Genomic DNA, 26,765 nt, shown 5'->3' with positions numbered 1-26,765 from the left:
TTATTTTTGTTAGTGTTTATTTTTATGTTTAGCGAGCTAACCAACCGCCATCCACCGCTAAAATATGTCCATTGACATAATCACTGGCTTTTGATGATAAAAATACTGCAGCGCCGACTAGATCTTCTGGGTTACCCCAGCGTCCAGCAGGAATGCGGTTTTCTATTTCTTTGTTTCGAATAGGATCATCTTGTAATGCTTGGGTATTATCGGTACGGAAGTAACCTGGTGCGATTGCATTAACTTGAATGTTGTGTGACCCCCATTCATTAGCTAATGCTTTGGTAACGCCTGCGATAGCATGTTTACTAGCTGTGTAAGCTGGCACTGTTATGCCACCAGAGTATGAGAGCATAGAAGCGATATTGACGATCTTACCTGAGCCTGTTTTGATCATTTCTGGCGCTAACTTTTGTGCCAATATAAAACTTGCGTCCAAATTAACCGCCATCACCTTATGCCATTCATCTAATGGGTAATCTACCGCTGGGCTTCTGAAAATTGTGCCACCCACATTAATTAAAATATCAACTTTACTGGCGATAGCTAACGCTTGTTCTGCAAGTTGAGTGACTGAATTACTATCGGCAAGGTCGGCACTTATTTCAAATCCCTGTTGTCCTGTTTGGTTTATAAGGTCTAACGTCTGAGTGCAACCACCTGAACGACTGCTACTGCAAATTACATTTGCACCATTTTGTGCTAACCCCAAAGCTATTTTTTGACCTAGTCCGCGACTAGCGCCTGTGACAAGCGCCGTTTTACCTGATAAGTTAAATAGTAAGTTTTCCATCTGTAACCTTTAGTACTGTTAGATATTTATGGTGTGAACAATGGATTTAGTTCGCACTGAATAATGATTGATTAGTATTCTTTGCCACCGGTAGCAAAATGTCAAACAAAATATGTTGCCACCGGTGGCAAATTGTCGTAATGTTACAAAAAACAGGTAGTAATCATGGTGATATATGAAACAATTAAATCGACAAAACTTTCCATCTAACCGTTATCCTACAAAGATAATGCAGTTTGGTGAAGGCAACTTTTTACGTGCTTTCATCGACTGGCAAATAGACCATTTAAATAAAGAAACGGATTTAAATGCGGGTATTAGCATCATAAGACCCATAGATTACGATGCACTCCCATTGTTAAATACCCAAGATGGTTTATATACCACCTTAGTTCGCGGGCTTAATGAATCTGGTGAGGCTGTTGAACAAGTTAATGTTATTGAATGTGTAAATGAAGAAATTCCAATTTACAAAGAGTTTGATAAATACATGGCATTAGCAGAATGCGAAACGCTAAAAGTTATCTTTTCAAATACCACAGAAGCGGGCATTGAGTTTATAGCTACTGATAAATTATCCGATGCACCTGCAAAAGCATTTCCGGCTAAATTAACACAATGGTTATATAAACGTTTTGTTCATTTTGGTGGTGATAACGATGCTGGATTAATGATCATTCCATGTGAGTTGATTGATTATAACGGTGACAAACTAAAAGAGATCGTACTTAAATACGCTGAGTTGTGGCAATTAGATACTACATTTATCACTTGGTTAAATGATGCAAATCACTTTTGCTCAACCTTAGTGGACCGTATTGTTACTGGTTTTCCACGAACTGAACACGACGAGTTGCAAACAAAGCTTGGTTATTTAGATAACTTTATGGTGACGTCAGAATACTTTCACTTCTTTGTTATTCAAGGGCCAAAACAATTAGAAGAGGTTCTATGTTTAAAAGACACGAGTTTAAACATTTTAGTCGTTGACGATATTTATCCTTATAAACAACGTAAGGTTGCTATTTTAAATGGTGCTCACACTGCGTTAGTCCCTTTAGCTTATATGGCAGGCATTGATGCCGTTGGGGAGGCTATGGATGATACCTTGTTCTCAAAATACGTTGAACAACTAATGTTTAATGAAATTATACCTACTCTAAACTTGCCGAAAGATGAGTTAGAACAGTTTGCATCTGATGTTATAAAGCGTTTTAAAAATCCATATATTCATCACTTATTGATCTCTATTTCATTAAATAGCATGACCAAATTCCATACTCGGATATTACCGCAACTTTTAACATATGTTGAAAACAAACAGCAAGTGCCTACGCTTATGGCACATGCCATTGCAGGACAAATATTAATGTATCGTGGAACTCGTGATGGTCAAACTATAGAGCTAAGTGACTCGGAACAATGGATGACATTGTTTAGCGATGTATGGCAGCAACATGAAGCCGGTAAAATCAATACACATCAATTAGTAGATGTAATATTAGGCGCCGATTGGCATTGGGAACAAGATCTAAATAAAGTTGCTGGATTAACTGAAGCTGTAACAAACAGCCTTGACGGCTTTTTAGAAAAAGGTGTACGTGCCGTTTTAACTCAATCTTTGGAAGCATAAATAATGAAACATATTATCCGTTTACACGCGACAGATAATGTCGTAATTGCTTTGGCGTCGTTGACTAAAGGCCAAACTTATCAAGATGGCGATGTTTTTGTCACGCCTATAAGCGACGTGAATAAAGGTCATAAAGTCGCTATCGTTGATATTGCTAATAGTACACCTGTTATTAAATATGGTGCGCCTATTGGCAATGCGGTTAAAGATATTGTTGCGGGTCAATGGGTGCATACGGATGATGTGAAAACCAATTTAAACGACGAATTAGAATATCGTTATCTGCCAGAAAATATACTGTCTAAGTTTCAGCAAGATGATTCGCCGGAAGTGCAATTATACCGCAGAGATAATGGCGATGTAGCGATAAGAAACGAGTTGTGGTTAATCCCTACTGTGGGGTGCGTAAATGGTATGGCGCAACATATGGTAAAAGAATTCTTGCGTCGTCATCCAGAGTTAGAAATTGATGGTGTCTACGTATTTCCACATCAATTTGGTTGCTCACAGCTTGGAGATGATTTAGAAACCACACGTGTGCTGCTTCAAAATATGGCCAAACATCCCAATGCGGGCGGGGCGTTAGTTGTAGGTTTAGGTTGTGAAAATAATCAAGCCGTAATATTCGAAGATGGTTTGGGTGATTATAACCACGATCGAATTAAGTTTCTGATCACCCAAATGGTCGAAGATGAAGTTGAAGCAGGGGTTGCTTTGATGGAAGAGATTTATCAAACCATGCGCCAAGATAAACGCCAACCGGGTCGATTGTCTGAAGTTAAATTCGGCTTGGAGTGTGGTGGCAGTGATGGTTTGTCAGGTATTACCGCAAATCCGTTATTGGGACAGTTTTCTGACTTTTTGATCAGTCGTGGTGGTACAACAGTGTTAACCGAAGTGCCGGAAATGTTTGGTGCTGAAACCATTTTAATGTCTCGCTGTAAAGATGAAGAAACCTTTAATGACTTAGTCGGTATGGTTAACGGCTTTAAACGTTATTACAAAGATCATAATCAACCTATTTATGAAAATCCGTCACCGGGTAATAAAAATGGTGGTATCAGTACCCTTGAAGATAAGTCTTTGGGGTGTACGCAAAAAGCGGGATTAAGCCCAGTTCAGGCTGTTTTAGAATATGGCGAGATCATGACAACTCCAGGGCTTAATTTATTAAATGCGCCTGGTAATGATGCGATCGCAACAAGTGCATTAGCTGCTAGTGGTTGTCATATGGTGTTGTTCACTACTGGCCGAGGTACGCCTTATGGTGGTTTTGTGCCGACACTTAAAATAGCCACCAACAGTGAAATGGCCACTAAAAAACGCCATTGGATAGATTTTGATGCAGGCCGTTTAGTAACAGATACCAGTATGGAAGAGTTGTTAGCTGAGTTTATTGATTTATTAGTGCGTTCTTGTAATGGCGAGCCGGTGAAAAATGAAATAAATGAATTCCGTGAAGTAGCAATTTGGAAAAAAGGAGTAACCTTATAATGAGCGAGTTTAAACTTGCCATTATAGGCGAGTGCATGGCTGAAATATCTGGCCGTGTGCTCGGCACCATGCAACAAAGTTTTGGTGGCGACACACTAAATACCGCTATATATTTAAAAACCTTATTACCTGAAGACGGTATGGTTAGTTTTGTCACAGTGATGGGGAATGACCCATTAAGTACTGCCATAATTAACCGTTGGCAGCAGGCTGGAGTTGATACCTCTTTAGTCTTGATAGACCCTGACCGTCAGGTTGGTTTATACATGATTGAAAATGATGAAAGGGGAGAGCGTACTTTCCAATATTGGCGAGACGATTCTGCAGCTAAGTACTTATTACAACATGACAAGTTTAGTGCTGCTTATACATCTATGTCTGATTACGATGGCATTTTTTTGTCAGGTATATCATTGGCGATTTTGCCCGACGAAGACAAGTATAAACTTATCGAACGGTTAAAAGTACTTAAACAGCAGGGTGTCCAAATCATTTTTGATGGTAATTATCGTCCTAAGTTATGGAACAATAAGGACACAACACAGTTATTTTACAATTTGATGTATGACATCGCCGACCTGGCGTTAATCACCTTTGATGATGAAGAATTATTATGGGGTGACAAAAATTTAGATGCTTGCCGTACAAGATTATTGCAACATGATATTAACCATTTGGTGCTAAAAGACGGTGCCAATGGTTGTTATTATACGCATCGTGGTGTGACAACTCATATATCGACTACTCCCGTAACAACCGTCATTGATACAACCGCCGCTGGTGATTCATTTAATGCTGGGTTTTTAGCTGGATGGTTTAATAATAAACCAGCTAAACATTGCGCTGAATTAGGCAATGCACTTGCAGGTCAAGTTATCCAACAGAAGGGTGCAATAGTGCCTGTAAATATTGACCTATTAAATTTATAGAGCCTTTGATATGAATCGAGTCATTATTATCTTTTTAGGGGTTGTGTTTAGTTTTATCGCTGAAGCTGCATTTAATGAACAACAAACCAAACTCTATATTGTTGGTAAGCATCAACAATATACAAATATTCAAAGTGCGATAGATGCCAGTGTTGAAGCATTAAATGCCGTTATTTTTATAAAACCTGGTGTTTATGAAGAGCGGTTGTTTATTACCCGAAACAATATTGCGTTAGTGGGGGAATCGTCTAAGAATACCATTATTAAAACGTCAATCTTACGGTCTGACTGGCGCAAGACACATCCATCGGATTGGGGGGCGGCTGCGGTTAATATTAATGGAACCGATATCGCCTTAGTGAACCTGTCTATTGTTAACGAGTATGGTTTGTTAACTGGCGATCATGAACATCAGTTTGCAGTAAGGGGGTTTGAGCTTAGCGATAGGATCATCACTCATAATTGCAATATAATTACTGGTGGGGCCGATACACTTAGCCTTTGGAACAAAAATGGCCGTTATTACCACTCCCATTGTTACTTTGAAGGGCACACTGATTTTGTTTGTCCTCGCGGTACAGCGTTAATAGAAAATTCCAAATTTTATAATCAAAAACGTTCAGCCACTATTTGGCATGACGGCGAGTTAAATTCGGATTATAAGCTTGTGGTCAGCGAAAGTGAGTTTGACGGTATCAAAGGATTCTGGCTTGCACGACATCATTATGATGCACAGTTTTATTTATTAAACTCCAGCTTTTCTAACAACATGGCAGATAAACCAATATTTAGAAAACGCTATAATAATAAAGCGGTAGAGCGTCCTAATTTGTATGGTCAGCGATATTTTTTTGAAGGTAACCGTTCTGAAAATCAATTTTCTTGGCTTGAAGATAACTTTAAAACCTCGGATGTTATTCCAAAACAATATCCAGATTTAGCCGCTTGGGTGTTTGATAATACTTGGCAACCAAATCAAGACTTAAGTCGTTTATCTCAGTTTTTAATAGAAAGCTTAAATGGACAGAAATTTGAACCATTTAATATAAATGCGGCTAAAACCAAGATGTAAAATCAGATTAGAAATAACTCACTACTGAGCTAAGTATTTGAATTTAGCTCAGCCTACATATAACACAATAGATCACAGGTACAGATATATGAAATCATTCCGTTCGTTAATGGGTGAACAGGTTTTATTGCCAATTATTCAAGCAGACACTGCAGAACAAGGCGTTCAAATTGCAAAAGCAATGCGTGATGGTGGTATTCATTTAGTAGAAGTTGTTTTAAGAACTCAGGCGTCATTAGAAGCGCTTGTTGCGATTAAAAGTGAATTCCCAGACATGATAGTTGGTGCAGGTACTATTATTGACGTTCAGTCGTTAGATGACGCGATTAATGCTGGTGCTGATTTTATCGTGACGCCAGCACTAACACCTACCTTAGGGCAAAAATTGAGTACTTGTGGCGTGCCGGTATTACCTGGTGTCGCAAACACAGCGGATATATTATTGGCCCGTGAATTCGGTTTTAAAGAATTGAAACTGTTTCCTGCTTCCTTATCAGGTGGCGCTAAGTTTATTTCGGCTATGTCAGGATTATTTTCAGATACTATTTTTTGTCCGACCGGTGGTGTGAATCAAGAAAATAAAGATGAGTATTTATCATTAAATAACTGTTTTGCGGTTGGTGGTACTTGGGTCGCATCGCCACAATGGATTGCCGACAATCAATGGTCAAAAGTGACTCAAGCTTGTTTGCAAGTAACAGCTTAAGCTTTGATTTTATTGGTAAAGTAATAATATAAATAAAACCAGTCGTTTGACTGGTTTTATTATTTTACTGATTACTGATTATTACCCTTTCTGTCTTGCCGCTTTAGAGTTAAGACAAAATGGAATCAAATAACTCGATACTAACGGTTTCGCCAGCTTGATGTCCTTGATTGTCTTGGGCAAGGATTATGTAACAATTTGCCCTGCTAATTGAAGACAGTATGCCTGAACCTTGTGCCGAAAGTGGAGTCACTTGAAGGTCGCCTTTTGGGTTAACTGCCATGCTCCCACGTTGAAAATCCATGCGTCCTGTTTTTTTCTTTATGCTGTGAGTGGTGACGGCATTAAGCTTAATGCTTGGGATTTGATTTCCGCCAGACATATATCTTAAAGCGGGAACGGCTAATTGATGAAAGGTGACGACAGCAGAAACTGGGTTACCTGGTAATCCCAAAAATACGCTGTTAGGTAGAGTGCCAAAAGCAAAAGGTTTGCCCGGCTTTATTGCTACTTTCCAAAATCCAATATCGCCAATATCATTTAAAACATCTTTAGTGTAGTCCGCATCACCCACAGACACACCACCACTGGTGATCACCACATCGGCTAATTTATCGGCATTAATAAAGGCATCCGCAATCGCTTTACGGTCATCTTCGATAATACCAAGCGATATTACATCCACATTTAATCGTTGTAACATGGCCACTAATACTTGGCTGTTACTTTCGTAAATGTCACCTTGTTGTAATGTTTCACCGGGCATTTTAAGTTCATCTCCGGTAGAAAAAACAGCTACTTTTAACTTTCTATATACATTAACGGTTGTTAAGCCTAATGAGGATAATAAACCAATATCAATCGCATTAAGTTTGTGACCTGCATTAAATAACGTATGCCCTTGTAAAATATCTTCACCAGCAATACGAATATTAGAATGCAGTTTTGCGGGATGTAATAAGGTGATTAGTACATCTGAATTGGCATCAACATTTTCCTGCATCACCACAGAATTGGCACTTTGCGGAACTACTGCACCTGTCATAATACGAATGCATTCTCCGTTATTTAATTCACCATTAAATGGTGTGCCTGCCAAGGAGGTGCCCACTAACTTAAATTGGGTGAATGGGGCAGACGTTACGTTTTTATCACTTAATGCATCATCGCGGATGGCGTAACCGTCCATGGCCGAATTATTAAATGCTGGCACATTCAAGGGAGAGGTTATCACTTCAGCTAATATACGATTATCCGCATTTTGGATAAGAATACTTTCGGTTTCCGTGATTTTTTTTATGTTACTTAACAATGTACTTTTGGCTAATTCAAAAGGCATCAAGTTAGGCACATTGTAACAAGTTGTCATAATTTTCCTTATTTAACGACATAGTCGTTTGTACTAATTAGTTCTTTTCAATCATATCTTAATATGTCTTAGGGTTTTACCTTAAGACTCACTTTTATTTACTAACTATATTTTGACGCAGACCTTTAACAACTTCACTTTTACATCGAAAACCTTGTGGCAGAAGGGATTGAGGAATTGGCGCGAAAATTGCGATTACTAGGGCGTTTAATGGTTATTCTTGAGTATCTTAAAGGATTCTGGTGTGAAATTTTCTTTTTTTAAAATATTGACGTTTGTCTTATGCAGTGTGTTCTCCTTCAAAGGGGTAGGACAGGTATCATCGTCACATTTAGAGGTTCGTACATATTCTGAAGTTGAGTTAGAAACTGGTTTTTACTTGCTGCCAGACATCATACTATCGGATGAATATTTTGATTTCAGTTCGGTTAACCTTTTCATTTCGACCGGAGTTAAAGTAGATCAAATAACTTTATACAACTCAGAGCTTATTTCTATTGATGCTGCTACTAACAGTATTTTATTTGAAAATAAAATAATTGGCGTTTTCTCAGGTGAATTAAGTGCAGAGTCGGACGATTTTAAAATTCAGTTTAATGCTTCAGCCAATAAATTGTCTATTCAAGCAACGTTAAGATCTATTTTCATTTTTAATCAAAATCCACAACCAGACACTCGTAATTTACTCATCAAATTACAAAACGCCGAAAATGACGTGACAAAAATTGTAAATAACTATTTTTACCAAAGCCCACAAGAACTAGTGGTTTTTGATGATGAAAATATGAAAGAGGAAACAACAGTTGCTCTTGTTGATATAGATGATGATACAGATTTTGATTTGGTTGTAGGCGATAAAAACGGAGAACTTACATTTTATCGCAACACTGGCGATAGTAATAATCCTTTATTTGTGCTGGATACCGAGAATAGTCCACTCGCACCGGTAAGTACGCTAAATTTAACCTATTCATTTCCAGCCTTTACTGATATCGATGGAGATGGTGATTTTGATTTTTTCCTAGGTGAAAATAAAGGGATTGTTACTTTTTATGAAAATATAGGGTCAAAATCGGCTCCTGAGTTTGTATTAAATGATCAGGCTAACCCGTTTAAAGAGCGTATTAATTATACAGTTAAACCTAACTTTCTAGATATTAATTCTGATGGTTTAATCGATGCATTATTTGGCCGACTTAATGGCGGGCTTAGTTATTATGAGAATATAGGGACCAAATTTGAACCTAGTTTTGTTCTAAAAGGATATGGCGACAATATTTTTCAAGATGTAAGAGAGCATTCTCGTGCAGCTCCTTTTCTTTATGATTTTAACTATGATGGTTTTGTCGATTTGCTTTTAGGCGAAACGGATGGTTCGTTAAATTTGTATTTGAACCTACCTGTAAATGACATGCGCAGTTACATAAAACAAAGTGATGAAGAAAATCAATTTAGTACAATTAACGTGGGTGAACATGTAACCCCAATATTTGTTGATATTAATAACGACGGGTTTCCTGATTTAATAAGTGGAAATAAAGCTGGTGAAGTTAAGGTTTTATATGATGACTCTAAATTTTCGTTTGAAATTTCCCCAGTAAACGATGCTCCAATTATCGATGTTATTTCAACCCAAGACGTTGATGAGAATACAAGATTTGTAACTTCGTTATCCATCACGGATGAAGAAGGAGATGATTGGCAGGTAGAATTATTCGGTGATGATGCGCTCCAGTTTGAGGTTCTAGAAAATAATGACTTGAACTTTATTGCAAATCCAAATTTTGAATTACCAACAGATCAAAACGCAGACAACATTTATTCATTATCCATTCAAGTAACGGATGTTGCTGGCGCCAGTAATATATTAGATTTAACGATTACCGTTTTAGACATAAATGAAGCTCCAACCATTAAGGGAGATGAGCAGATAACGGTGATTGAAAACCGATCTGAATTAGCTTTATTTGAAATCGAGAACCCAGAGACCGAATCGTTAATTATAGAGCTGTTGGGTGACGATGGTGCACTGTTTAATTTGAATGATAAGGGTGTGTTATCTTTTATTAGCCCAGCTGATTTTGAATTACCGTTAGACAAAGATAAGGATAACAACTACCAATTAACTATCGTAGTGACTGACGAAGTTGAGCAATCTGCTCAAATTGACCTTGAAATCACGGTAGACAATGAAATTGAAAATATATCGGCTAAATACACAAGAGTTGATCCATTTGAAGAAGATGACATTTCGGATGGTTTATCCGCTAAATTATTTTCCAATATAATGTTAAATGATTTTGGGGAAGATTTTGCAGATCAAAAGTTAACGATCTCCGGCTTACTGGATGGGGATAACATACAATTAGTCGCCAGTGATAGTAGTGAATTTATTGTTTATGAAAATGAAGTTATATATCAAGGCAATTTAATTGCAACCATCGACAATGAAAATAATGGTGTTAACGGTGCTAGTTTTAGCATGACGTTTACTGAGTTTGCAACAGCAGAAATAATCCACTCAATATTCCAGAGTTTAATGTTTAGTAGTGATTTAGCAAACCCTCAATCTCAACGTGTGATTACATTCAACTTTACCCACCCACGTGTCGGTAATATATCGATAGTGAACTATAACGGGTTTGAATTAATGCCAAACTTAAATCCGTTTAATGGAATGAGTTTTGGAAAATCAGTTAAACCTAGTTTTGCAGACGTAGACAATGATGGCGATTTAGACAGTTTTGTTACACAGTTCGCCAAACAACTTCAATCTTATAACAATGTTACCAATGACATCGATATAGCATTTGTAGAAGATAACCAGGCAGTCGATGCATTTAGTGAAGTAATGACACGATATGAACGTGCTTTAACATTTTCTAAGTTAAATTATGACGATAAAGTTGATGTATTAGCTGGAGAAAACGACGGAACGTTAGATTTCTTTCTAAACGTAGGAACCACAGAACAACCACAGTTTGCAGAATTAATGAATGCAAATAATCCATTTTACTTATTAGATGTGGGTGATAATTCGACTCCTGTATTTGTTGATATAGATGGTGATTCAGACTCAGATGTGTTTGTTGGTAGCTTGAGTGGAAATGTTTATTACTTTGAAAATAGTGGTGATGGATACACTTTTAAGTTTGACGTAAACATTGATGATGTTTCTTCCCATATACTCGAGGATATAAAATCGAGTAAGTCTAGTGCTCCTAGTTTTGTCGACTTTGATCAAGATGGCGACTTTGATTTAGTGCTAGGCAATGCATCTGGAACGCTGCAATATTACCAAAATATAGGTAATTATTTATCGCCGATGTTTGTCGAATTAATTGGCGAAAATAATCCGTTTAACAATGTATCAGTATCAAGTTATTCAGCCCCTACGTTTATTGATTTAGATATGGATGGCGACTCAGATCTTTTGATTGGAAGTGATGATGGAAGTATCAGCTACTTCAAAAACAATTCAGGTATTTTATTAGAAGTACTTGGTGCAAATGATACCCCACAAATAAATGCACAACCCTTATATACGGTGATAGAAAATCACTTTGAAATCGGACAAGTGTCTTTTTTAGACGCCGATGGAGATACGGTAAACCTCAAGGTTGAAGGCGTTGATGCCCATTGGATCAATATTGATGATAATGGCGTCATGTCGTTCAGCCAATTAATGACCCATGATAATCCAATGGATTTTGATGGGGACAATATATACCAATTTGACGTTATAGTGGAAGACCCTCAAGGTGCACAAAGCTCTGTAACTACCAGCGTTCAAATAATAGAATCGGCCCCTGTAGACTTTAGCCAAACCAATACGTTTTTAGTGTCAGAAAATAGTACATATGTTGCAATAGTAAAACTACGTGATGAAAATGATAATGCGTATAGATTTACATTAACGGGCGAAGATAAGGATGTTTTTGAAATTAATGCATTAGGACAATTAGTGTTTAACGCCAATCCTAATTATGAAAACCCAATGGATAAAAATCTTGATAATCAATATGAATTAGACGTAATAACCACAGATACTGATGGAAATTCGACCATTAATCCTATCAATATTAAGGTTGTAGAAGTCAACGAAGCACCAGAGTTAACTTTGTTTTCCAATGTAAGTGTTTCTGAAAATAGCGTTGAAGTGATACAAGCTCAAGTCCAAGACCCAGAAAATGAAAATGTGACATATAGCTTGTCGGGGGAAGATTCAGCATTATTTACAATTGATACTCAAGGTTATATTAAGTTTGTTGTTGCACCAAACTTTGAAAAACCGTCGGATAAAGATGTTAATAATCAATATGACATCGCGGTTATCGCTACGGATGAAAGGGGGGCGAATAGCACGAGTAATACTGCAATAGTGGTTAACAATGTGGTAGAGATGAATTACCTAGGGCCAACGTCAATATCCATAGTTGAAAATACGACTTTTGTGCAAGTTATTGACGTGGATTATTTAGATAAAACTGAATTGAGTTATCAATTATTAGGTGATGATCATGTTCATTTTAACATTGATGATTATGGCCAATTATCATTTAAACATGACATAAACTTTGAGTCGCCGATAGATGACGATTTAAATAATAACTATCAAGTAATGGTAAAAGTATCCGACATTAAAGGCGAATCAATAGATGTTGAATTAAGCGTATCGGTTATCGATGTAAATGAAGCTCCAGCCATTTTATCGGCGAATAGAGTTGAAGTAGATGAAAACACACAATTATCTTATCTATTAGAAATTTTTGATCCTGAGAATGATGAGCTGACGGTGATCTTAAGTGGTGATGATAAACCGCATTTTCAATTAATTGATGGTTATCTAGAATTAAACCAAATTCCAAATTTTGAATCGCCAAATGATTATAACCTTGACGGTGAGTATTCACTTACTGTTAGCGTTAATGATGGTGAATATCAGACAAATATTGATTTAATTGTTGTGGTTGTAAATCAGCAAGAACAAGCGGAAGTAACGGGATTAACAAACATTTCGCTTGGAAAACAAAGTGTCACTAATGGCAATATGTCAGCCATTTTACCGAATGTATCGTTGATCGATCCTGATAATAATTACCAAGATCATCAAATTATTATCAGCGGATTATTATCTGAAGACTCAATTACATTAATTGATAACGAAGAACTTGAATTAAGCTTTAATGAAGATACTGGAGATGTGTACTTCAAAGGGATGGTTATCGCTCAAATTGATCCAAATAATTCTGGTATTGCGGGCTCAAACTTTTTGATTAGCTTTAATGAACTGGCTAACAATGATGCCGTCGAAGCAGTGTTAACCTCACTCAGTTATGGCAATAACAGTGAGCAGCCAACAGAATCTCGAACTTTATCTATCATTATTAAAGATGAAACTGGTAATCAGTTGAATTTATATAATGCGGTTGATTTTTTAACCCTAGAAAATAATGCAGCACCATTATTTAATATTGATGTTGGCGAAAATGCATACCCAAGTTTTGCGGATATCGACAATGATAATGACTTCGATTTATTGGTTGGAACGGCTAGTGGAGAGCTAAAATTATTCATTAATGACGGTAATTCGTTAACGCCTGATTTCATTCAATTGGCAAGCAGCAATACTTTGCTTACTGAGTTTGCAAGTAGCTTCCATTCTACTCCAAGTTTTGTCGATATTGACAATGATGGTGATCAAGATTTATTTATCGGTGACAGTGATGGATTTATTCGATTAATAAGAAATACTAGTACGGGCTCTTCACTTAGCTACCAACAATCGGCTGCCAGTGAAAATCCATTTAGCGGTATTGATGCGGGGAGTTTAGCTAAAATATCATTTGTTGATATTGATGGAGACCGTGATCTCGACGCATTTATAAGCAACAGTCTTGGAAATATACGATTTTTCTTAAACAGTGGCACGGCTTCTAATCCTTCATTTTCAGAAAAATTAATGAATGAAAATCCTCTTTATACAATTAAAGGTTATTTTTCGGTTGTCACTACATTTATCGATATTGATAAAGACGATGATTACGACTTAGTCCTAGGCAACACTGCAGGTAGTCTTGTTTTGTATGAAAATACAGGAAGTGCAAAAGCTGCGTTATTTGAAATCAGTACAGCTGAAAACAATCCATTTTTAGACTTTGCGGTAAAAGGTGCATCTGTGCCTGTATTTGTCGACATCGATGGTGATTCAGATTTAGATCTATTTGTTGGTGATATAAATGGTCAAATCGCATTTTCAAAAAATGTCGCAGGCATAACCTTGACCATAGACAACAGTGATTATGTGAATTTAGCACCTGTAATAACATTAGATTCAGTTAAAACAGTTAATGCTGGTGATTTTGTCATTCTAGAAGCTAACGTTGAAGATGACGATGCGGCAAACCTGTCTTATAAATGGTATCAAAATAGCGGTGATCCTATTGATATGTTAAATAATGATAGTTTTAAATTTACGTTTACCGCACCTATGGTTGAAGCAGAAAAGCAACTTGAATTCGAATTAATTGTCCATGACGGTGAGTTGTCCAGTAGCAGTATAATTTTAGTCACGGTAAAAGCACAAGTTGATGGTGAAGTAATCGTAAACCGAGCGCCTATCATTGAAATGATAAGTGACATGTCAGTAACAAGCGGCAGTGAAGTAACGTTACAAGCGATAATATCTGATGCTGATGGTGATGATTTAATTTATAGCTGGACACAAACGACAGGAATTACAGTAGAAATGTTTAATACAAATACTTTAACACCAACAATAAAGATTCCAGAAGTAGATGAACAAACTGGAATAACGGTGATGTTTGAAGTGTCTGACGGTGAAGCGATCAGCGAAAAATCAATTACTATTTTGATTGAAAAACAAGATGTTATTGAAAAAAATGACGCCGGTGGGGTCATTCATTGGTATATATTTTCAGTTATGATCCTGCTGATACTTTCACGACGTAAGTATCAGCGTAAATCGAGTTGTTAAACCAATTAAATCAAAGGTAATATTTTTAATTCAAAGTCGTCTATCTTGATTACGGACGGCCCTTTTTCTTCACTAATTACGGCATTGTCAGTCATGAAAAAGGAGACTTTTGGGTAAAGTTTTGTATTTACCTTCACAAAAACGTTATCCATATACTCACGCCGTTTCTTAATTAATTCAGCTCGGTAACCAGTATATCTTTCTATTTTGGACTGTAACATTGTGAGTTGAGGTTCTAATTCGAGTTTTTTATTAGGATCCATTGTACTGTTATAACTGACTTCTAAATTCTCACGTCGAGTTACCATTTCTTGTATCCAATCAGCCAACTCAATTTCTTTATTAATGAAAATATCGTAAGTTCGATTCATACTTATATCAGTGGCAACGTTAGATTCAGTTCCAATCGTGCCAGCCTCTAATGTTTTACAAAGTAAAAAACGTCCACCAGTGATTTGTCCTTTTGGTTTTTTACCTTGGCCAACCTTAAGGCTGTTGGCTGTTATTATGCAGTGACTGACCTGGCGTTTAACATTCACCAGTGTTTTAGCGGTAATTTCGCATTGGTTAGCGAAGTCTAGGTTGATTTGTCCGCCCGATTGCAGAATACAGGTGTAATGCTGACCATTTGTTTTATCTTCTTCTATACGGCCAGATGCACCAGATAAAATTGTTAATTCGCCACCACACTTTATAACCGCTGATTCTACAAACCCTCCAATAACAACATCACCGGTGGCGGTCAGTTTCATATCTGGTGAAACATCTCCTTGAATAACCACGCTTCCTTTAAATTTAACATGTCCTTTTTGTGGATCTAACTCAGGCAACATAAAAACATCATCAATAACCAGTTCTTTACCGTCAAAACGGACAAGACCCTCTTTATCAGCAAGCAGGAGGTTTGGATTGTCAGGGCTAACCTTTACACTAGGGTTTAGTGGTAGCTTTATATCTTTACCTGGAATAGCTGGTATTGACTCGCCAAATACATTCATTCCTTCAGTGCCACATGTATATGGGATCTTTTCTAGTACAGGTTGGTCTTGAGTAACCGTGTCAATATTCCCTAAGTCTTTTAAGTCAACACTCCCGTCTGCTTGTTCTTTAGGGTTGCGGAAAGTCTCTGAGAATAGTTCAACTAGGGGTGTTAAGTATGCATTATTTCCATTAACTTCATGAAGGCCTTTGGCGATCTCATGAGTAACTAAGGTACCAGGTTCTGCCTCTTTACAGAGTGTTAATAGTTCTTTTATTAATGAAGATTTTAAACCGTAACGAACTCCAGAATTGATACAGGTTTTTTTTATCACAGCCAAATCTATATGGATCCCACCAATAGGCGTGGTGACTTGTGCTTCAACTGACATTTTTTCTTTATCAATTGAAATGCTGATCATCGCATCGACCGCTTTTGCTGCAATTGTTTCTATTGGGTTAGCCGGTAACTTGTTTTTCTTAATATCAGCCAATTTGATATTGGCTGATTTGACAAACTTGGCGATGTTATCAATCTGCACTTCTAAATTTGAGTATTCAGATTGTTGAAGTTGTTTAGTTATAACTGATGCATCTAACGGTTCCGATTCTTGATTTAGAATCGTAGAAAGGGTTAGTTGTTTTTTACTAAATTTATATTCAAAGTTTTGCACTTAACACCTTAATATAAAGACCTAGTTTATTTACCACTATGTAAACATAAATCTTCTGAGCTTAGAATGCAAAGCGCTTATTAACTTCAAAGGTACTTAATTTTATAATTAGTTTGGGGGACTTGACTCAACTTGTTGTTTTAGGTGCTCTACCCACATAGCGGTTGCTCCACATATTGCGACCGGCATGACTAATAAATTTAAAATAGGCACCATAGTAAAAATTGAGATCATTGAACCAAAGCCAAAACAAGCGGATTTGTTTTGTCTAAGAACATGACGCATATAGTCAAAACTATATTTATTATTATCAAATGCATAGTCGCAATATTGCACCGCTAGCACCCAAGCGATGAATAAAAACCAAATAATTTGACCTAGTCCAGGTAAGATTAAACCAACCAAAAAGTAGCCGATAAAACGAGGAATAAAATAAACTAATTTTTTCCACTCTCGTAATAAGGTGTGTGGAATGGCCTTAATTATTGCAACAAAGTTATCTTTATCAGGCGTTTGCCCACTTAAGTGTTGTTCTACACGTTCCGCTAGTACCCCATTAAAAGGCGCTGCTAACCAATTGGCTGCGGTCGTAAAAAATAAACTGAAAAGAAACAGCAATATCAGAAGTGCAATGGGATAAATTAGAGTGCCTAACCAAGTTAACCAACTGGGTAAATAACTTATTAACCAGTCAATGTGCAAACCAAGTTCAGTTAAAAGGTAGCCAATAGCAAAACTAAAAAGGATAAAATTTACAATAAGAGGAACTAAAACAAATCGTTTTAACCCTTTGGTCTGAATAAGAGAAAATCCAGATAAGAAAAATTTAACGCCGTCTGTAAATGTCATATTATAAAACCTAAGAGAATTTGCCGTAGTATAAGGCAGCTGTATGCCGATGCAATAATTAGAATGTTACAAATTACAACATTTTCTGTTACAGTCGAGACAAATAAATTGGATTTTTTGCATCTTAGTTTAGAATGTAAAAAATGATAATAACCTATTAATTTTTCTATATTTTTCTCATGCGCCTAAAACTAATAAAACTTGCTGGATTTAAATCATTTGTGGATGTCACTACCGTGCCATTTCCTGATCAAATGACGGCTATTGTTGGGCCAAATGGTTGCGGAAAATCAAATGTTATCGATGCGGTAAGGTGGGTACTGGGCGAAAGTTCAGCGAAAAACCTACGTGGTGACGCCATGACGGATGTCATCTTCAATGGGTCGACAAATAGAAAGCCAGTATCAATGGCCAGTGTAGAACTGGTTTTTGATAATTCACAAGGGAAGTTACAAGGCAGTTTTGCTAGCCGTAATGAAATATCGGTAAAACGACAAGTGACTAAAGATGCGGTATCTAGTTACTTTTTGAATGGCAGTAAATGCCGTCGACGCGATATAACCGATATATTTTTGGGTACAGGCTTAGGACCTAGAAGTTATGCCATTATCGAACAAGGTATGATCTCACGATTAATCGAGTCTAAACCACAAGAGTTACGTGTTTTTATTGAAGAAGCCGCGGGTATTTCAAAATATAAAGAAAGACGTAGAGAAACAGAAACTCGCATAAAACACACAAGAGAGAACTTATTACGTTTGGAAGATGTAAGACAAGAACTCTCTGTACAAATTGAAAAACTGCAACGACAAGCCGCTACAGCGAAACGATTTAAACAATTAAAAGCGAAAGAAAGGCAGTATAAAGCCGAATTGTATGCGCTTAAATGGCACAAGTATAATGAGCAGCTAAATTTATATGAAAGAGAGCGCCTTGCAAAAGAGACGGAGCTCGAGTCCTTTATAGCCCAGCAAAGAGGTGGTGAATTAGGGATGTTGCAGTTTAAGCAGCAACATCAAGACCTGTCGGATGAGGTACAAAAAAATCAACAAGCTATGTATCAAGTGGGCAATCAAATTACCCGTGTAGAACAGCAGATTGTATTTACTCAAGAAAAGTTGATAGCTCAAAAAGACGAATTAAAACAACTTCAAGATAACATTGAACAATCAGAATCCCATTTAGCTTTCGAGCAAGAACGTTCAGAAGAGTTGGCCGAGCAATTGGCTGACTTTGAGCCTGAAATGGAATTAGTTAATGAACAAATTGAACAAGCAACCGACGCTTTGTTACAAACTGAAGAAGAATATGAAAAGTGGCAAGCAGGTTGGCAACAACAACAGCGTTTGTCGGCAAACTCTAGTCAGTCAAGTCAAGTCATTCAAACTAAAATTCAAGCTATACAACAGCATATTTCAGGTATTAAACAACGTTTGTTAAAGATTAACTCAGACATCAAACAGTCTAATTTAACAGATTTAGAGAATGAGATTGAGCGAGTATCTCAGCAAATACAATTAAAAGAGATTCAAGTTACGGAGCTAGTTGATAAAGAATTAACGCTCGTCGCTACGTTTGAAAGCGCGGATAGTAACTATCAACAATTGGTTAGCGAACATCAAGATGCTACTCAATTGTGTAATAATTTATCAATACAGTTGCAAAGTTTACGTCAATGGCAAAAAGAATATGAGCAAGGTTTAGACAATCTTGATAATACCGATCTTACCGCTCAAGGGATTGAATTGGTTGGCGACTTATTAACTCAGCTAACGGTTGAACCACAATGGCAAACCGCCATTGAAACCTTATTGAGTCATCATGGGCAAAGTGCGGTTACTACTAAATTACCACAGTTAACGACAGGACATTTTGTTTGTAAATCACATAAACCCGTCATTAAAGGATCTGCCGCAGAATTGATAATGTCTGGGACTTATCCTGATTGGTTAAATACTGTTGCGGTAGCCAATACGGAATCAGATGTTCAAGCGTTATTAAATAACACTGGATGGAATAGTGTTATTACTAAATCGGGTATTTGGGTTGGTGCAAACTGGCAAAGTGCAGGCTCCATAGAAAAATCTGCTGACAGTAATGTATTACAACGGTTATCAGAAATTGATACGTTACAAATTCAATTAACGAATGCTGAACGAACACAGGTACAAACGTCTGAAAGTGTAGCGCTCGCATTATCGACAAAACAGCAATCATTGGCTGAATTAAATGAAGTCAAACAGCAAGTAATAAACGCAAAAGATAATGTGGTTAGTTTAACGACCGAGTCTAAGTTGGTTGAACAACGATTTGAACAAACACTATCAACATTAGAGAAGTTAAAAGCGGATGCTGAACAACATGAGATCTCGATTGAATTAGAGCAAGAGAAGCTATTAGAGTTAGAGTTACAGTTAGAAGTAAATCAAGATCAAGAAACCGAGCTAAAAGCCCAGTTAGACAGTTTAGAGCAAGAAAAACAGCATAAAGTTAATCAGTTAAATAATGCTAAACAAACGCTTGAAGTGTTAAAGAATCAATCTCACCAATATGCCCTAAAATCGCAAACACTAAATTCACAATATGAAGCCGTGAATCAAAATATTCTTAGGGCAACTCAACATCTACAGCAAATGCAAACTAAGTTACAGCAATTAATGGACGTGTTGGGTGAGGATAATAATCCAGTGGACGATTTAAAAGGTGAGCTTGAAGAATATTTACAATTGAAAATTGAAAGTGAAGAAAAACTAACTGATAAGCAAAATGAACTGGCATTAGTGGCTGAGAAAATTGCAGATTTAGAACAAGGACAGTCTGGTGTTTTAAAGAAACTAGATTTAATGCGAAGTGCTATTGAAACGATTAAATTAGACAGCGAAGGTGCTCGAATAAGAGCACAAAATATGCTGGAAACGCTTAATGGACTTGAACAACCTCTCAAACCAATTTTAGAATCAATGCCTGCAGAGGCCAATGAGACTGAATGGGAAACTGAACTTGAAAAAACAACCCAAGCTATTTCTCGTTTAGGGGCTATTAACCTTGCTGCAATTGAAGAGTTTGATGTGCAATCAGAACGAAAAGGTTATTTAGATGAGCAGCATAATGATTTAATGAGTGCTTTAGAAACTCTGGAAAGTGCGATTCGTAAAATAGACCGAGAGTCCAGAGCTAGGTTCAAAGAGACCTACGATAAGGTTAATGAAGGGTTACAATACTTATTTCCAAAGGTCTTTGGGGGCGGCTCTGCCTATTTAGATTTAACCGCAGATGATATGCTTGAAGCTGGTGTTACCATAATGGCTCGACCTCCTGGTAAGAAAAACTCTACAATTCATTTGTTAAGTGGTGGAGAAAAAGCGCTAACCGCTTTATCATTAGTCTTTTCAATATTCAGACTAAATCCAGCACCATTTTGTATGTTAGATGAAGTGGATGCGCCATTGGATGATGCCAATGTTGGGCGTTTTTGTAAGTTAGTTAAAGAAATGTCTGATACGGTTCAGTTTATTTTTATTAGTCACAATAAAGTAGCGATGGAAATGGCTACTCATTTAACAGGTGTGACAATGCAGGAACCTGGTGTTTCTCGTTTAGTCGCTGTAGATATTCAAGAAGCCGTTAAAATGGCTGATGCGTTATAAGAAAGGTAAGTAGTAACAATGGCTGAAGAACTAAGATTAGCGCTAATTTTATTGGGTACGCTAGCAATAGGAAGTGTTATTTTACATGGGATCTGGACGGTTCGTAGAACCGTTAGCGAAGAACGTAAAAATGCAAAGATTGAAGCTCAGGAAGCGGAACCTGAAATTGCACCTGAAGAACAAGAAATGCAAAAGTTAAAACTAAAACAAATGGAAATGAATTTTAGTGATCTACAACTAACTGAAAATAATCCTACATCGGCTGAAAGCATCCCAGTGAAAAAAATGAATTTGGATTCTATATATCATAAAGAAGATCAACCGGATATTTCTGCTGACTTGACAGAAAGTTCTGACCAAAGCACGCTTCAGCAAGGATTTAATGTTGATGTTGTAGATACAGAAGATAAATTTACCAATCAATTTGAAATTGACGATGATGAAGATTATGAACAGTCCATCATGTTAACGGATGTTTTGGATGACGACGATGTTCAAAAAGAGCCGAGTTTTCAAGCAGAAAAAACCGCTGCAGTTAATGTCGAGCCTCAAAGTCAATCTGAGCCGGAAGAAAATGAAAAACAAGAAGTCTTTATACTTTATATCGATAAGTCGGATGGAACACCAATAGACGGAGCTAAGTTGTTACCTCTGTTACTTACGTTAGGTTTTAAATATGGAGAAATGGACTTATTTCACCGCCATCAAGATAATACCGGACGCGGTGATATTTTGTTTAGTCTAGCCAATATGTTTAATCCTGGCACTTTTGATATTGACAATATGGAACAGTTTACCACTAGAGGGTTAACGATTTTTATGACTTTACCAAATAACGCCGCACCATTACCTACCTTTAATATGATGCATAATGCCGCTAAAAAAATAGCTGACGAGTTCTCAGCAATGGTATTGGATGATCAAAGAAGACCTCTGGATGTGGCTATCGTTAGAAGTTATGTTGAGCGTATACGTCGCTTTTAATTTCACTTCTTAGAATTAGCTCTAGGTCATCAATCAGATCAGCTACATAATATTAGTTGACGGAGTAAGTGGCTAAAACTTTAATTTGAGTATTTGAGACGTTTAAGCTTTTAAGCCGCGACCGATAGAGGAGTTAGTGTTTTTCTGACCGTGAGCGTTGTAGGTTGTATTTTTAGAGCCACCAATTAATAACTGTTTTACTTGCTCAATGGCTATTTGGTTTTGTGTGGCGGTTAGGTAAATCACTTCATTTAAATGCTGACATTGTAATAAGAGGTCTTTAATTTCAGACTTTAAAGTAGAAAGTAACGGTGTAGTTTTAATAACTTCTACATATTTCTCTTTGTTTAACTGGCTATCAGCACTTGTGATTGCTTCTAACTGAAGCTCTTTCTTTTTCGATATATCTAAAATGAGATTACCGTCTCGATTTTTTACCGCTTCTAACTCTTCATCTAAAATTGACAGCATTTGCTGTAAACGCAACTTTTGAGTTGTGAATTGTTTAGTAACTTGAGGCAATAAATCGTTAACGTCAGACATTTTTACAGCTCGAATTCAAACGCCGCTAGTTTTGATGCTAGTCGATCATAATTGATAGAGTATTGACCATCTGATAGTGCTTGTTTTATGTCATCAACCTTTTTGCGATCAAATGCTTCAGTGTCGCCAATGCGCTTTTGTAATTCTTTCAGTTGATTAGCTTGTGGTGTTAATGCCACAGAATCTTTATTAACCGATTTTACAGTATCAGGTTGGCTGTTTTGTTTCGTCGCATCTAGTTTTGTTTGTTCGAGTTGCTGACTTTTTTGTTGGTAAATTGCATTGTTACTGCTATTCACCCCACTGTTTTTTATATTGTTTACCATAACTACACCCATAGTTTATTTTATCTCACCAACTATATCGACCTTGGCTCCATAAACTTTAACACTTTTTTATAAATTTACGTAGATTTCTCTTAAGTCTCCAACAATTCCTTTGACGATTCGACTCGATGAATTATTTTTGACTTTTATAGACTCACCTTTAGCGCCATTTTCAATAGCAGTACCTGAGGTTTTAATCATCATTCCGCCGTTTTTAGCTATGATGGAAACGTCATCGCCTTTACAAACTAAACAGACATCGTTTTGGCCAATCTGATACCCACGTTGTATGTTTTTTAAGGCTCGACCGCCTACAATAGAACTTATATCATTAGAGCTTCTATCTTTAACTCTACGCGCTTCAACTAGTTCCACTTCTACCATATCTATATCGACCGTATTACCTTTAGCAATAGTCTGATTTGTTACTAATGTTTCAATCATTTCAGCCACAGAAACTTGAACGTATACTTTCCAAGAATTTTTTTCAGTCGCACATTTTACTTTTACCGGAAACTGACGTGTAAATGTGCGGGATTTTGCTACATAAAATGATAAATCTTGATCACATTCCCTTATTGTTATTCGACTATCAAGAGGGTGAGCCACTACTCGTAAATTTTTACTTTCATCTGGGTTAAACTCTTGTTCTACGTACGAAATAACGTCTTTAAGTAATTCATCATGTGTTAAAGTATTACTTAAACTCGCCGATACATTCATGGACATTAATAGTGTGATGAAGAGTAGATAGTAATTTTTCGTTATAATTTTCAACATATTTGTCACCTTTTTACTATGCTTTATCATAAACTTAAGTTCGCGTTTTGTTTTGATCTTTAGTAATGTCAAAATGCTGGCGAAAAGTCAGATTTTATTAGATAGTTATCATCAATTTATTAGGTGGTAGCAAGTATCATTCCTAGTTTTAACGGAGAACTTCTATGGCGGGTATTCTAGACTCGGTAAATCAAAGAACCCAGCTGGTTGGTCAAAATAGACTCGAATTGCTGTTGTTTAAATTAAACGGTCGTCAACGATATGGAATTAACGTATTTAAAGTTCGTGAAGTTTTGCAATGCCCTCCGTTAACCGCTATGCCTAGATTAAATCAATATGTTAAAGGGATTGCACATATTCGTGGTCAGACTATATCGGTGATTGATATGGGATTAGCTACTGGCGGACGACCGATAAAAAAAGTGGATGATTGTTTCATAATAATTACCGAATATAATCGTACGATTCAGGGATTTTTAGTTGATTCAGTAGAAAGAATCGTGAATCTGAACTGGGAATCTGTAATGCCACCTCCAAGCGGCTCTGGCAGAACGAATTATTTAACAGCGGTAACGGAAATCGATAACGAACTTGTTGAAATTCTTGATGTTGAAAAAATATTAGAAGAAATAGCGCCTTCAAATACACGAGTTAGTGAAGGTGTTGTATCAGATCAAGAAATTATTAAAGATCTTGGTGACCGAATCATATTAATTGCAGACGACTCTTCAGTTGCTCGAAACCAAGTTAAAAGAGCACTGGAAGGCGTTGGTGTACCAATCGTCGCTAAGAAGAATGGCAAAGAAGCATTAGATTATTTAATTGAATTATCGGAGCAATGTGAACATTCAATTACTGAAAAAATTGGTTTAATGGTCTCCGATGTAGAAATGCCAGAAATGGATGGATACACACTTACGGCAGAAGTTAAATCAAGACCTAAATTAGCTGGGTTACATGTGATCCTTCATACTTCTTTAAGTGGTGTCTTTAATCATGCTATGGTTGAAAAAGTGGGTGCTGATGATTTTATAGCTAAATTTAACCCTGATGAATTAGCTGGCGCTGTGCAAAAATGGCTTCATAAAGATTAACTTAACTAGACTGGTAAAGAGTATCTATAGTGAGTAATAAAACCTTAGGTGATAGCGATTACGGCATTTTTTGTAATTTTTTAGAAAAACAATGTGGGATCGTATTAGGGGATAGTAAACAGTATTTAGTTAAAAGCCGCTTATCTCCTTTAATGGCTAGATTTAAAATAGAATCCATTACAGATCTAGTTAATAAAACTATGCAACAATCAGAACGTCAATTACGCGCAGCAGTAATTGACGCAATGACAACCAATGAGACCTTGTGGTTCCGTGATACATATCCATATGAGTTACTTAAAAATAGGTTGTTACCAGAAATCGATAAAGGCAAACCACTAAAAATATGGTCCGCTGCGAGTTCATCTGGACAAGAGCCATATTCGATTGCGATGACAATACAAGAGTATAAAAACCAGGCTAGTGTAAATAGTCGTAGCATGTTCTCCATTGTTGGAACGGATATTTCTAATACCATGTTAGATATTTGTAAAAATGGAGAGTATGACGCCTTAGCTTTATCAAGAGGTTTGTCTACAGAGCGTAAAGCTCAATTTTTTAAAGACTCAGGCAATGGCATGATGCAAATTAACCCGGATATCAAAAGAATGGTTAATTTTAGACATTTAAATTTATTAGACAATTATCACTTGTTAGGTAAGTTTGATGTAATTTTTTGTCGCAATGTATTGATATACTTTTCAGCAGAAATTAAGTCACAAATTATCAACAAGTTTGCGGAGCAATTAAATCCAAATGGATATCTTATATTAGGTGCCTCTGAATCTATGTCTGGATTGAGCGATGCTTTTAATATGATAAGGTGCAGTCCAGGTATTATTTATCAAAAAAAATAACCATGACATAATAGGTACCATTATTGCCGTCAAACAAGTGGCAATTCCTTTATAAATTCTAATCCCTATAGATAAATGTGTACTGAATAATTCTCAGTACACATGAAAAAACTGAGTTATCCCCCCTAAAAATAACGAAAAACTTAAAAAATAAAACATTCCGATATTTCTGGCCTTCATTTTGCATTTTGATTTTACAACAATCGAGTGTGGAGGTTATATGGCAATTAGTTTAGATAAAGCGTTTGGTATTCATCAACATGCATTATTAGTTCGTTCTGAACGAGCAGAAGTTTTATCAAGTAATATTGCTAATGCCGATACGCCTGGATATAAGGCTAAAGACATCGACTTTGCCAGTGCATTAGCTAATGCAAAAAACAGTCAAAGCTATCGTATGTCTAAAACCCACAGCAAACATTTTGATTTGTCCGTTGAGATTGATACTAGTCAGAAATATAGAAACCCAAACCAGCCGGATACCGGTGATGGTAATACGGTTGATGTTCAAGTTGAGCGTAATATGTTTATGCAAAACTCAATGGAGTATCAGACTAGCTTACAGTTTTTAAACGGAAAAATTAAAGGCTTGAATAAAGCACTTACCGGAGGAAGTTAATAATGAGTTTGTATAATGTCTTTGATGTATCAGCATCAGGTATGAGTGCCCAGTCAATACGACTAAATACCACTGCAAGTAACATCGCTAATGCTAATTCAGTATCTAGCAGCATTGATCAAACTTATCGTGCTCGCCATCCTGTATTTGCAGCTGAAATGAATAAAGCAATGTCTTCACAGTCTCAAGGTGTCAATGTATTAGGCATAGTAGAGAGTGATGCTCCTTTAAATATTGAACATAACCCTAATCATCCTATGGCGGACAAAGACGGATATGTTTATAAACCTAATGTTAATGTTGTTGAGGAAATGGCAAATATGATCTCGGCAACACGTTCATATCAAACCAATGTTCAAATTGCAGATGCTGCAAAGCAAATGTTAAGTAAAACGCTTACATTAGGCCAAAGATAAGGTAA

The 26,765-nt window shown here is 36.7% G+C and carries 19 protein-coding genes; 12 read left to right on the top strand and 7 right to left on the bottom strand.

The window, feature by feature from the left end:
* Positions 1-28 precede the first annotated feature (28 nt).
* A complete protein-coding gene (locus KO505_RS07980; protein ID WP_216054919.1) occupies positions 29-793 on the bottom strand; it encodes an SDR family oxidoreductase in 765 nt (254 codons plus the stop codon).
* 175 nt (positions 794-968) lie between these two features.
* Between KO505_RS07980 and KO505_RS07975 the strand changes: the two genes are divergently transcribed.
* The 5 genes from KO505_RS07975 to eda all read left to right on the top strand — a co-directional run bounded on the left by KO505_RS07975 (position 969) and on the right by eda (position 6,627).
* On the top strand, positions 969-2,426 hold the full coding sequence (locus KO505_RS07975) for a tagaturonate reductase (RefSeq protein ID WP_216054918.1): 1,458 nt from the start codon (positions 969-971) through the stop codon (positions 2,424-2,426).
* 3 nt (positions 2,427-2,429) lie between these two features.
* Complete coding sequence (locus tag KO505_RS07970; RefSeq protein WP_216054917.1) at positions 2,430-3,920, top strand: UxaA family hydrolase; 1,491 nt, start codon at positions 2,430-2,432, stop codon at positions 3,918-3,920.
* Entirely contained in the window at positions 3,920-4,849 is a 930-nt protein-coding gene (locus KO505_RS07965; RefSeq protein ID WP_216054916.1) for a sugar kinase, read from the top strand. Before KO505_RS07970 ends, KO505_RS07965 begins: the two co-directional genes overlap by 1 nt.
* 10 nt (positions 4,850-4,859) lie before the next feature.
* A complete protein-coding gene (locus KO505_RS07960; protein WP_216054915.1) occupies positions 4,860-5,921 on the top strand; it encodes a pectinesterase family protein in 1,062 nt (353 codons plus the stop codon).
* An 88-nt stretch (positions 5,922-6,009) separates the two neighbouring features.
* A complete protein-coding gene (gene eda / locus KO505_RS07955) occupies positions 6,010-6,627 on the top strand; it encodes a bifunctional 4-hydroxy-2-oxoglutarate aldolase/2-dehydro-3-deoxy-phosphogluconate aldolase (RefSeq protein WP_216054914.1) in 618 nt (205 codons plus the stop codon).
* A gap of 109 nt (positions 6,628-6,736) precedes the next feature.
* On the opposite strand, the gene glp is transcribed toward eda, so the two are convergent.
* Entirely contained in the window at positions 6,737-7,996 is a 1,260-nt protein-coding gene (gene glp / locus KO505_RS07950; RefSeq protein ID WP_216054913.1) for a gephyrin-like molybdotransferase Glp, read from the bottom strand.
* Positions 7,997-8,240: 244 nt separating this feature from the next.
* On the opposite strand from glp, the gene KO505_RS07945 reads away from it, so the two are divergent.
* Positions 8,241-14,993, top strand: a complete 6,753-nt coding sequence (locus KO505_RS07945) for an FG-GAP-like repeat-containing protein (protein ID WP_216054912.1) — start codon at positions 8,241-8,243, stop codon at positions 14,991-14,993.
* Between the two features lie 5 nt (positions 14,994-14,998).
* On the opposite strand, the gene KO505_RS07940 is transcribed toward KO505_RS07945, so the two are convergent.
* Entirely contained in the window at positions 14,999-16,645 is a 1,647-nt protein-coding gene (locus KO505_RS07940) for a FapA family protein (RefSeq protein ID WP_216054911.1), read from the bottom strand.
* A 108-nt stretch (positions 16,646-16,753) separates the two neighbouring features.
* Complete coding sequence (gene cysZ / locus KO505_RS07935) at positions 16,754-17,494, bottom strand: sulfate transporter CysZ (RefSeq protein WP_216054910.1); 741 nt, start codon at positions 17,492-17,494, stop codon at positions 16,754-16,756.
* 179 nt (positions 17,495-17,673) lie between these two features.
* Between cysZ and smc the strand changes: the two genes are divergently transcribed.
* Together smc and zipA are read left to right on the top strand one after the other, a co-directional pair.
* Entirely contained in the window at positions 17,674-21,141 is a 3,468-nt protein-coding gene (gene smc, locus KO505_RS07930) for a chromosome segregation protein SMC (protein WP_216054909.1), read from the top strand.
* An 18-nt stretch (positions 21,142-21,159) separates the two neighbouring features.
* Positions 21,160-22,125: a cell division protein ZipA gene (gene zipA / locus KO505_RS07925; RefSeq protein WP_216054908.1), complete on the top strand. Its 966-nt coding sequence runs from the start codon at positions 21,160-21,162 to the stop codon at positions 22,123-22,125.
* A 102-nt stretch (positions 22,126-22,227) separates the two neighbouring features.
* Here the strand turns inward: zipA and KO505_RS07920 are convergent, their stop codons facing one another.
* From KO505_RS07920 to flgA, 3 genes are all read right to left on the bottom strand, one after another.
* Positions 22,228-22,668 carry a flagellar export chaperone FlgN gene (locus KO505_RS07920; protein ID WP_216054907.1) on the bottom strand — a complete coding sequence of 147 codons (441 nt, stop codon included), beginning with the start codon at positions 22,666-22,668 and terminating at the stop codon, positions 22,228-22,230.
* Between the two features lie 2 nt (positions 22,669-22,670).
* Positions 22,671-22,994, bottom strand: a complete 324-nt coding sequence (gene flgM / locus KO505_RS07915) for a flagellar biosynthesis anti-sigma factor FlgM (protein WP_216054906.1) — start codon at positions 22,992-22,994, stop codon at positions 22,671-22,673.
* A 69-nt stretch (positions 22,995-23,063) separates the two neighbouring features.
* Positions 23,064-23,717: a flagellar basal body P-ring formation chaperone FlgA gene (flgA, locus tag KO505_RS07910; RefSeq protein ID WP_252731700.1), complete on the bottom strand. Its 654-nt coding sequence runs from the start codon at positions 23,715-23,717 to the stop codon at positions 23,064-23,066.
* A gap of 221 nt (positions 23,718-23,938) precedes the next feature.
* On the opposite strand from flgA, the gene KO505_RS07905 reads away from it, so the two are divergent.
* From KO505_RS07905 to flgC, 4 genes are all read left to right on the top strand, one after another.
* Positions 23,939-24,868, top strand: coding sequence for a chemotaxis protein CheV (locus tag KO505_RS07905; protein WP_216054904.1), 930 nt, complete (start codon positions 23,939-23,941; stop codon positions 24,866-24,868).
* A 29-nt stretch (positions 24,869-24,897) separates the two neighbouring features.
* A complete protein-coding gene (locus tag KO505_RS07900) occupies positions 24,898-25,725 on the top strand; it encodes a protein-glutamate O-methyltransferase CheR (protein ID WP_216054903.1) in 828 nt (275 codons plus the stop codon).
* A 220-nt stretch (positions 25,726-25,945) separates the two neighbouring features.
* A complete protein-coding gene (flgB, locus tag KO505_RS07895; RefSeq protein WP_216054902.1) occupies positions 25,946-26,344 on the top strand; it encodes a flagellar basal body rod protein FlgB in 399 nt (132 codons plus the stop codon).
* A gap of 2 nt (positions 26,345-26,346) precedes the next feature.
* Positions 26,347-26,760 carry a flagellar basal body rod protein FlgC gene (gene flgC, locus KO505_RS07890; RefSeq protein WP_216054901.1) on the top strand — a complete coding sequence of 138 codons (414 nt, stop codon included), beginning with the start codon at positions 26,347-26,349 and terminating at the stop codon, positions 26,758-26,760.
* The last annotated feature ends 5 nt before the right edge of the window (positions 26,761-26,765 follow it).

This window comes from Psychrosphaera sp. F3M07 (assembly GCF_018860345.1).
Lineage (GTDB): Bacteria > Pseudomonadota > Gammaproteobacteria > Enterobacterales > Alteromonadaceae > Psychrosphaera > Psychrosphaera aquimarina.
Note: the sequence above shows the minus strand (reverse complement) of the source record. Positions and strands in the feature narration are given on the sequence as shown.

Excerpts from the sequence above, each read along its gene's own strand:
- KO505_RS07980 (WP_216054919.1), bottom strand. The coding sequence starts at position 793 with ATGGAAAACTTACTATTTAACTTATCAGGTAAAACGGCGCTTGTCACA.
- KO505_RS07975 (WP_216054918.1), top strand. The coding sequence starts at position 969 with ATGAAACAATTAAATCGACAAAACTTTCCATCTAACCGTTATCCTACA.
- KO505_RS07970 (WP_216054917.1), top strand. The coding sequence starts at position 2,430 with ATGAAACATATTATCCGTTTACACGCGACAGATAATGTCGTAATTGCT.
- KO505_RS07965 (WP_216054916.1), top strand. The coding sequence starts at position 3,920 with ATGAGCGAGTTTAAACTTGCCATTATAGGCGAGTGCATGGCTGAAATA.
- KO505_RS07960 (WP_216054915.1), top strand. The coding sequence starts at position 4,860 with ATGAATCGAGTCATTATTATCTTTTTAGGGGTTGTGTTTAGTTTTATC.
- eda (WP_216054914.1), top strand. The coding sequence starts at position 6,010 with ATGAAATCATTCCGTTCGTTAATGGGTGAACAGGTTTTATTGCCAATT.
- glp (WP_216054913.1), bottom strand. The coding sequence starts at position 7,996 with ATGACAACTTGTTACAATGTGCCTAACTTGATGCCTTTTGAATTAGCC.
- cysZ (WP_216054910.1), bottom strand. The coding sequence starts at position 17,494 with ATGACATTTACAGACGGCGTTAAATTTTTCTTATCTGGATTTTCTCTT.
- smc (WP_216054909.1), top strand. The coding sequence starts at position 17,674 with ATGCGCCTAAAACTAATAAAACTTGCTGGATTTAAATCATTTGTGGAT.
- zipA (WP_216054908.1), top strand. The coding sequence starts at position 21,160 with ATGGCTGAAGAACTAAGATTAGCGCTAATTTTATTGGGTACGCTAGCA.
- KO505_RS07920 (WP_216054907.1), bottom strand. The coding sequence starts at position 22,668 with ATGTCTGACGTTAACGATTTATTGCCTCAAGTTACTAAACAATTCACA.
- flgM (WP_216054906.1), bottom strand. The coding sequence starts at position 22,994 with ATGGTAAACAATATAAAAAACAGTGGGGTGAATAGCAGTAACAATGCA.
- flgA (WP_252731700.1), bottom strand. The coding sequence starts at position 23,717 with ATGAATGTATCGGCGAGTTTAAGTAATACTTTAACACATGATGAATTA.
- KO505_RS07905 (WP_216054904.1), top strand. The coding sequence starts at position 23,939 with ATGGCGGGTATTCTAGACTCGGTAAATCAAAGAACCCAGCTGGTTGGT.
- flgB (WP_216054902.1), top strand. The coding sequence starts at position 25,946 with ATGGCAATTAGTTTAGATAAAGCGTTTGGTATTCATCAACATGCATTA.
- flgC (WP_216054901.1), top strand. The coding sequence starts at position 26,347 with ATGAGTTTGTATAATGTCTTTGATGTATCAGCATCAGGTATGAGTGCC.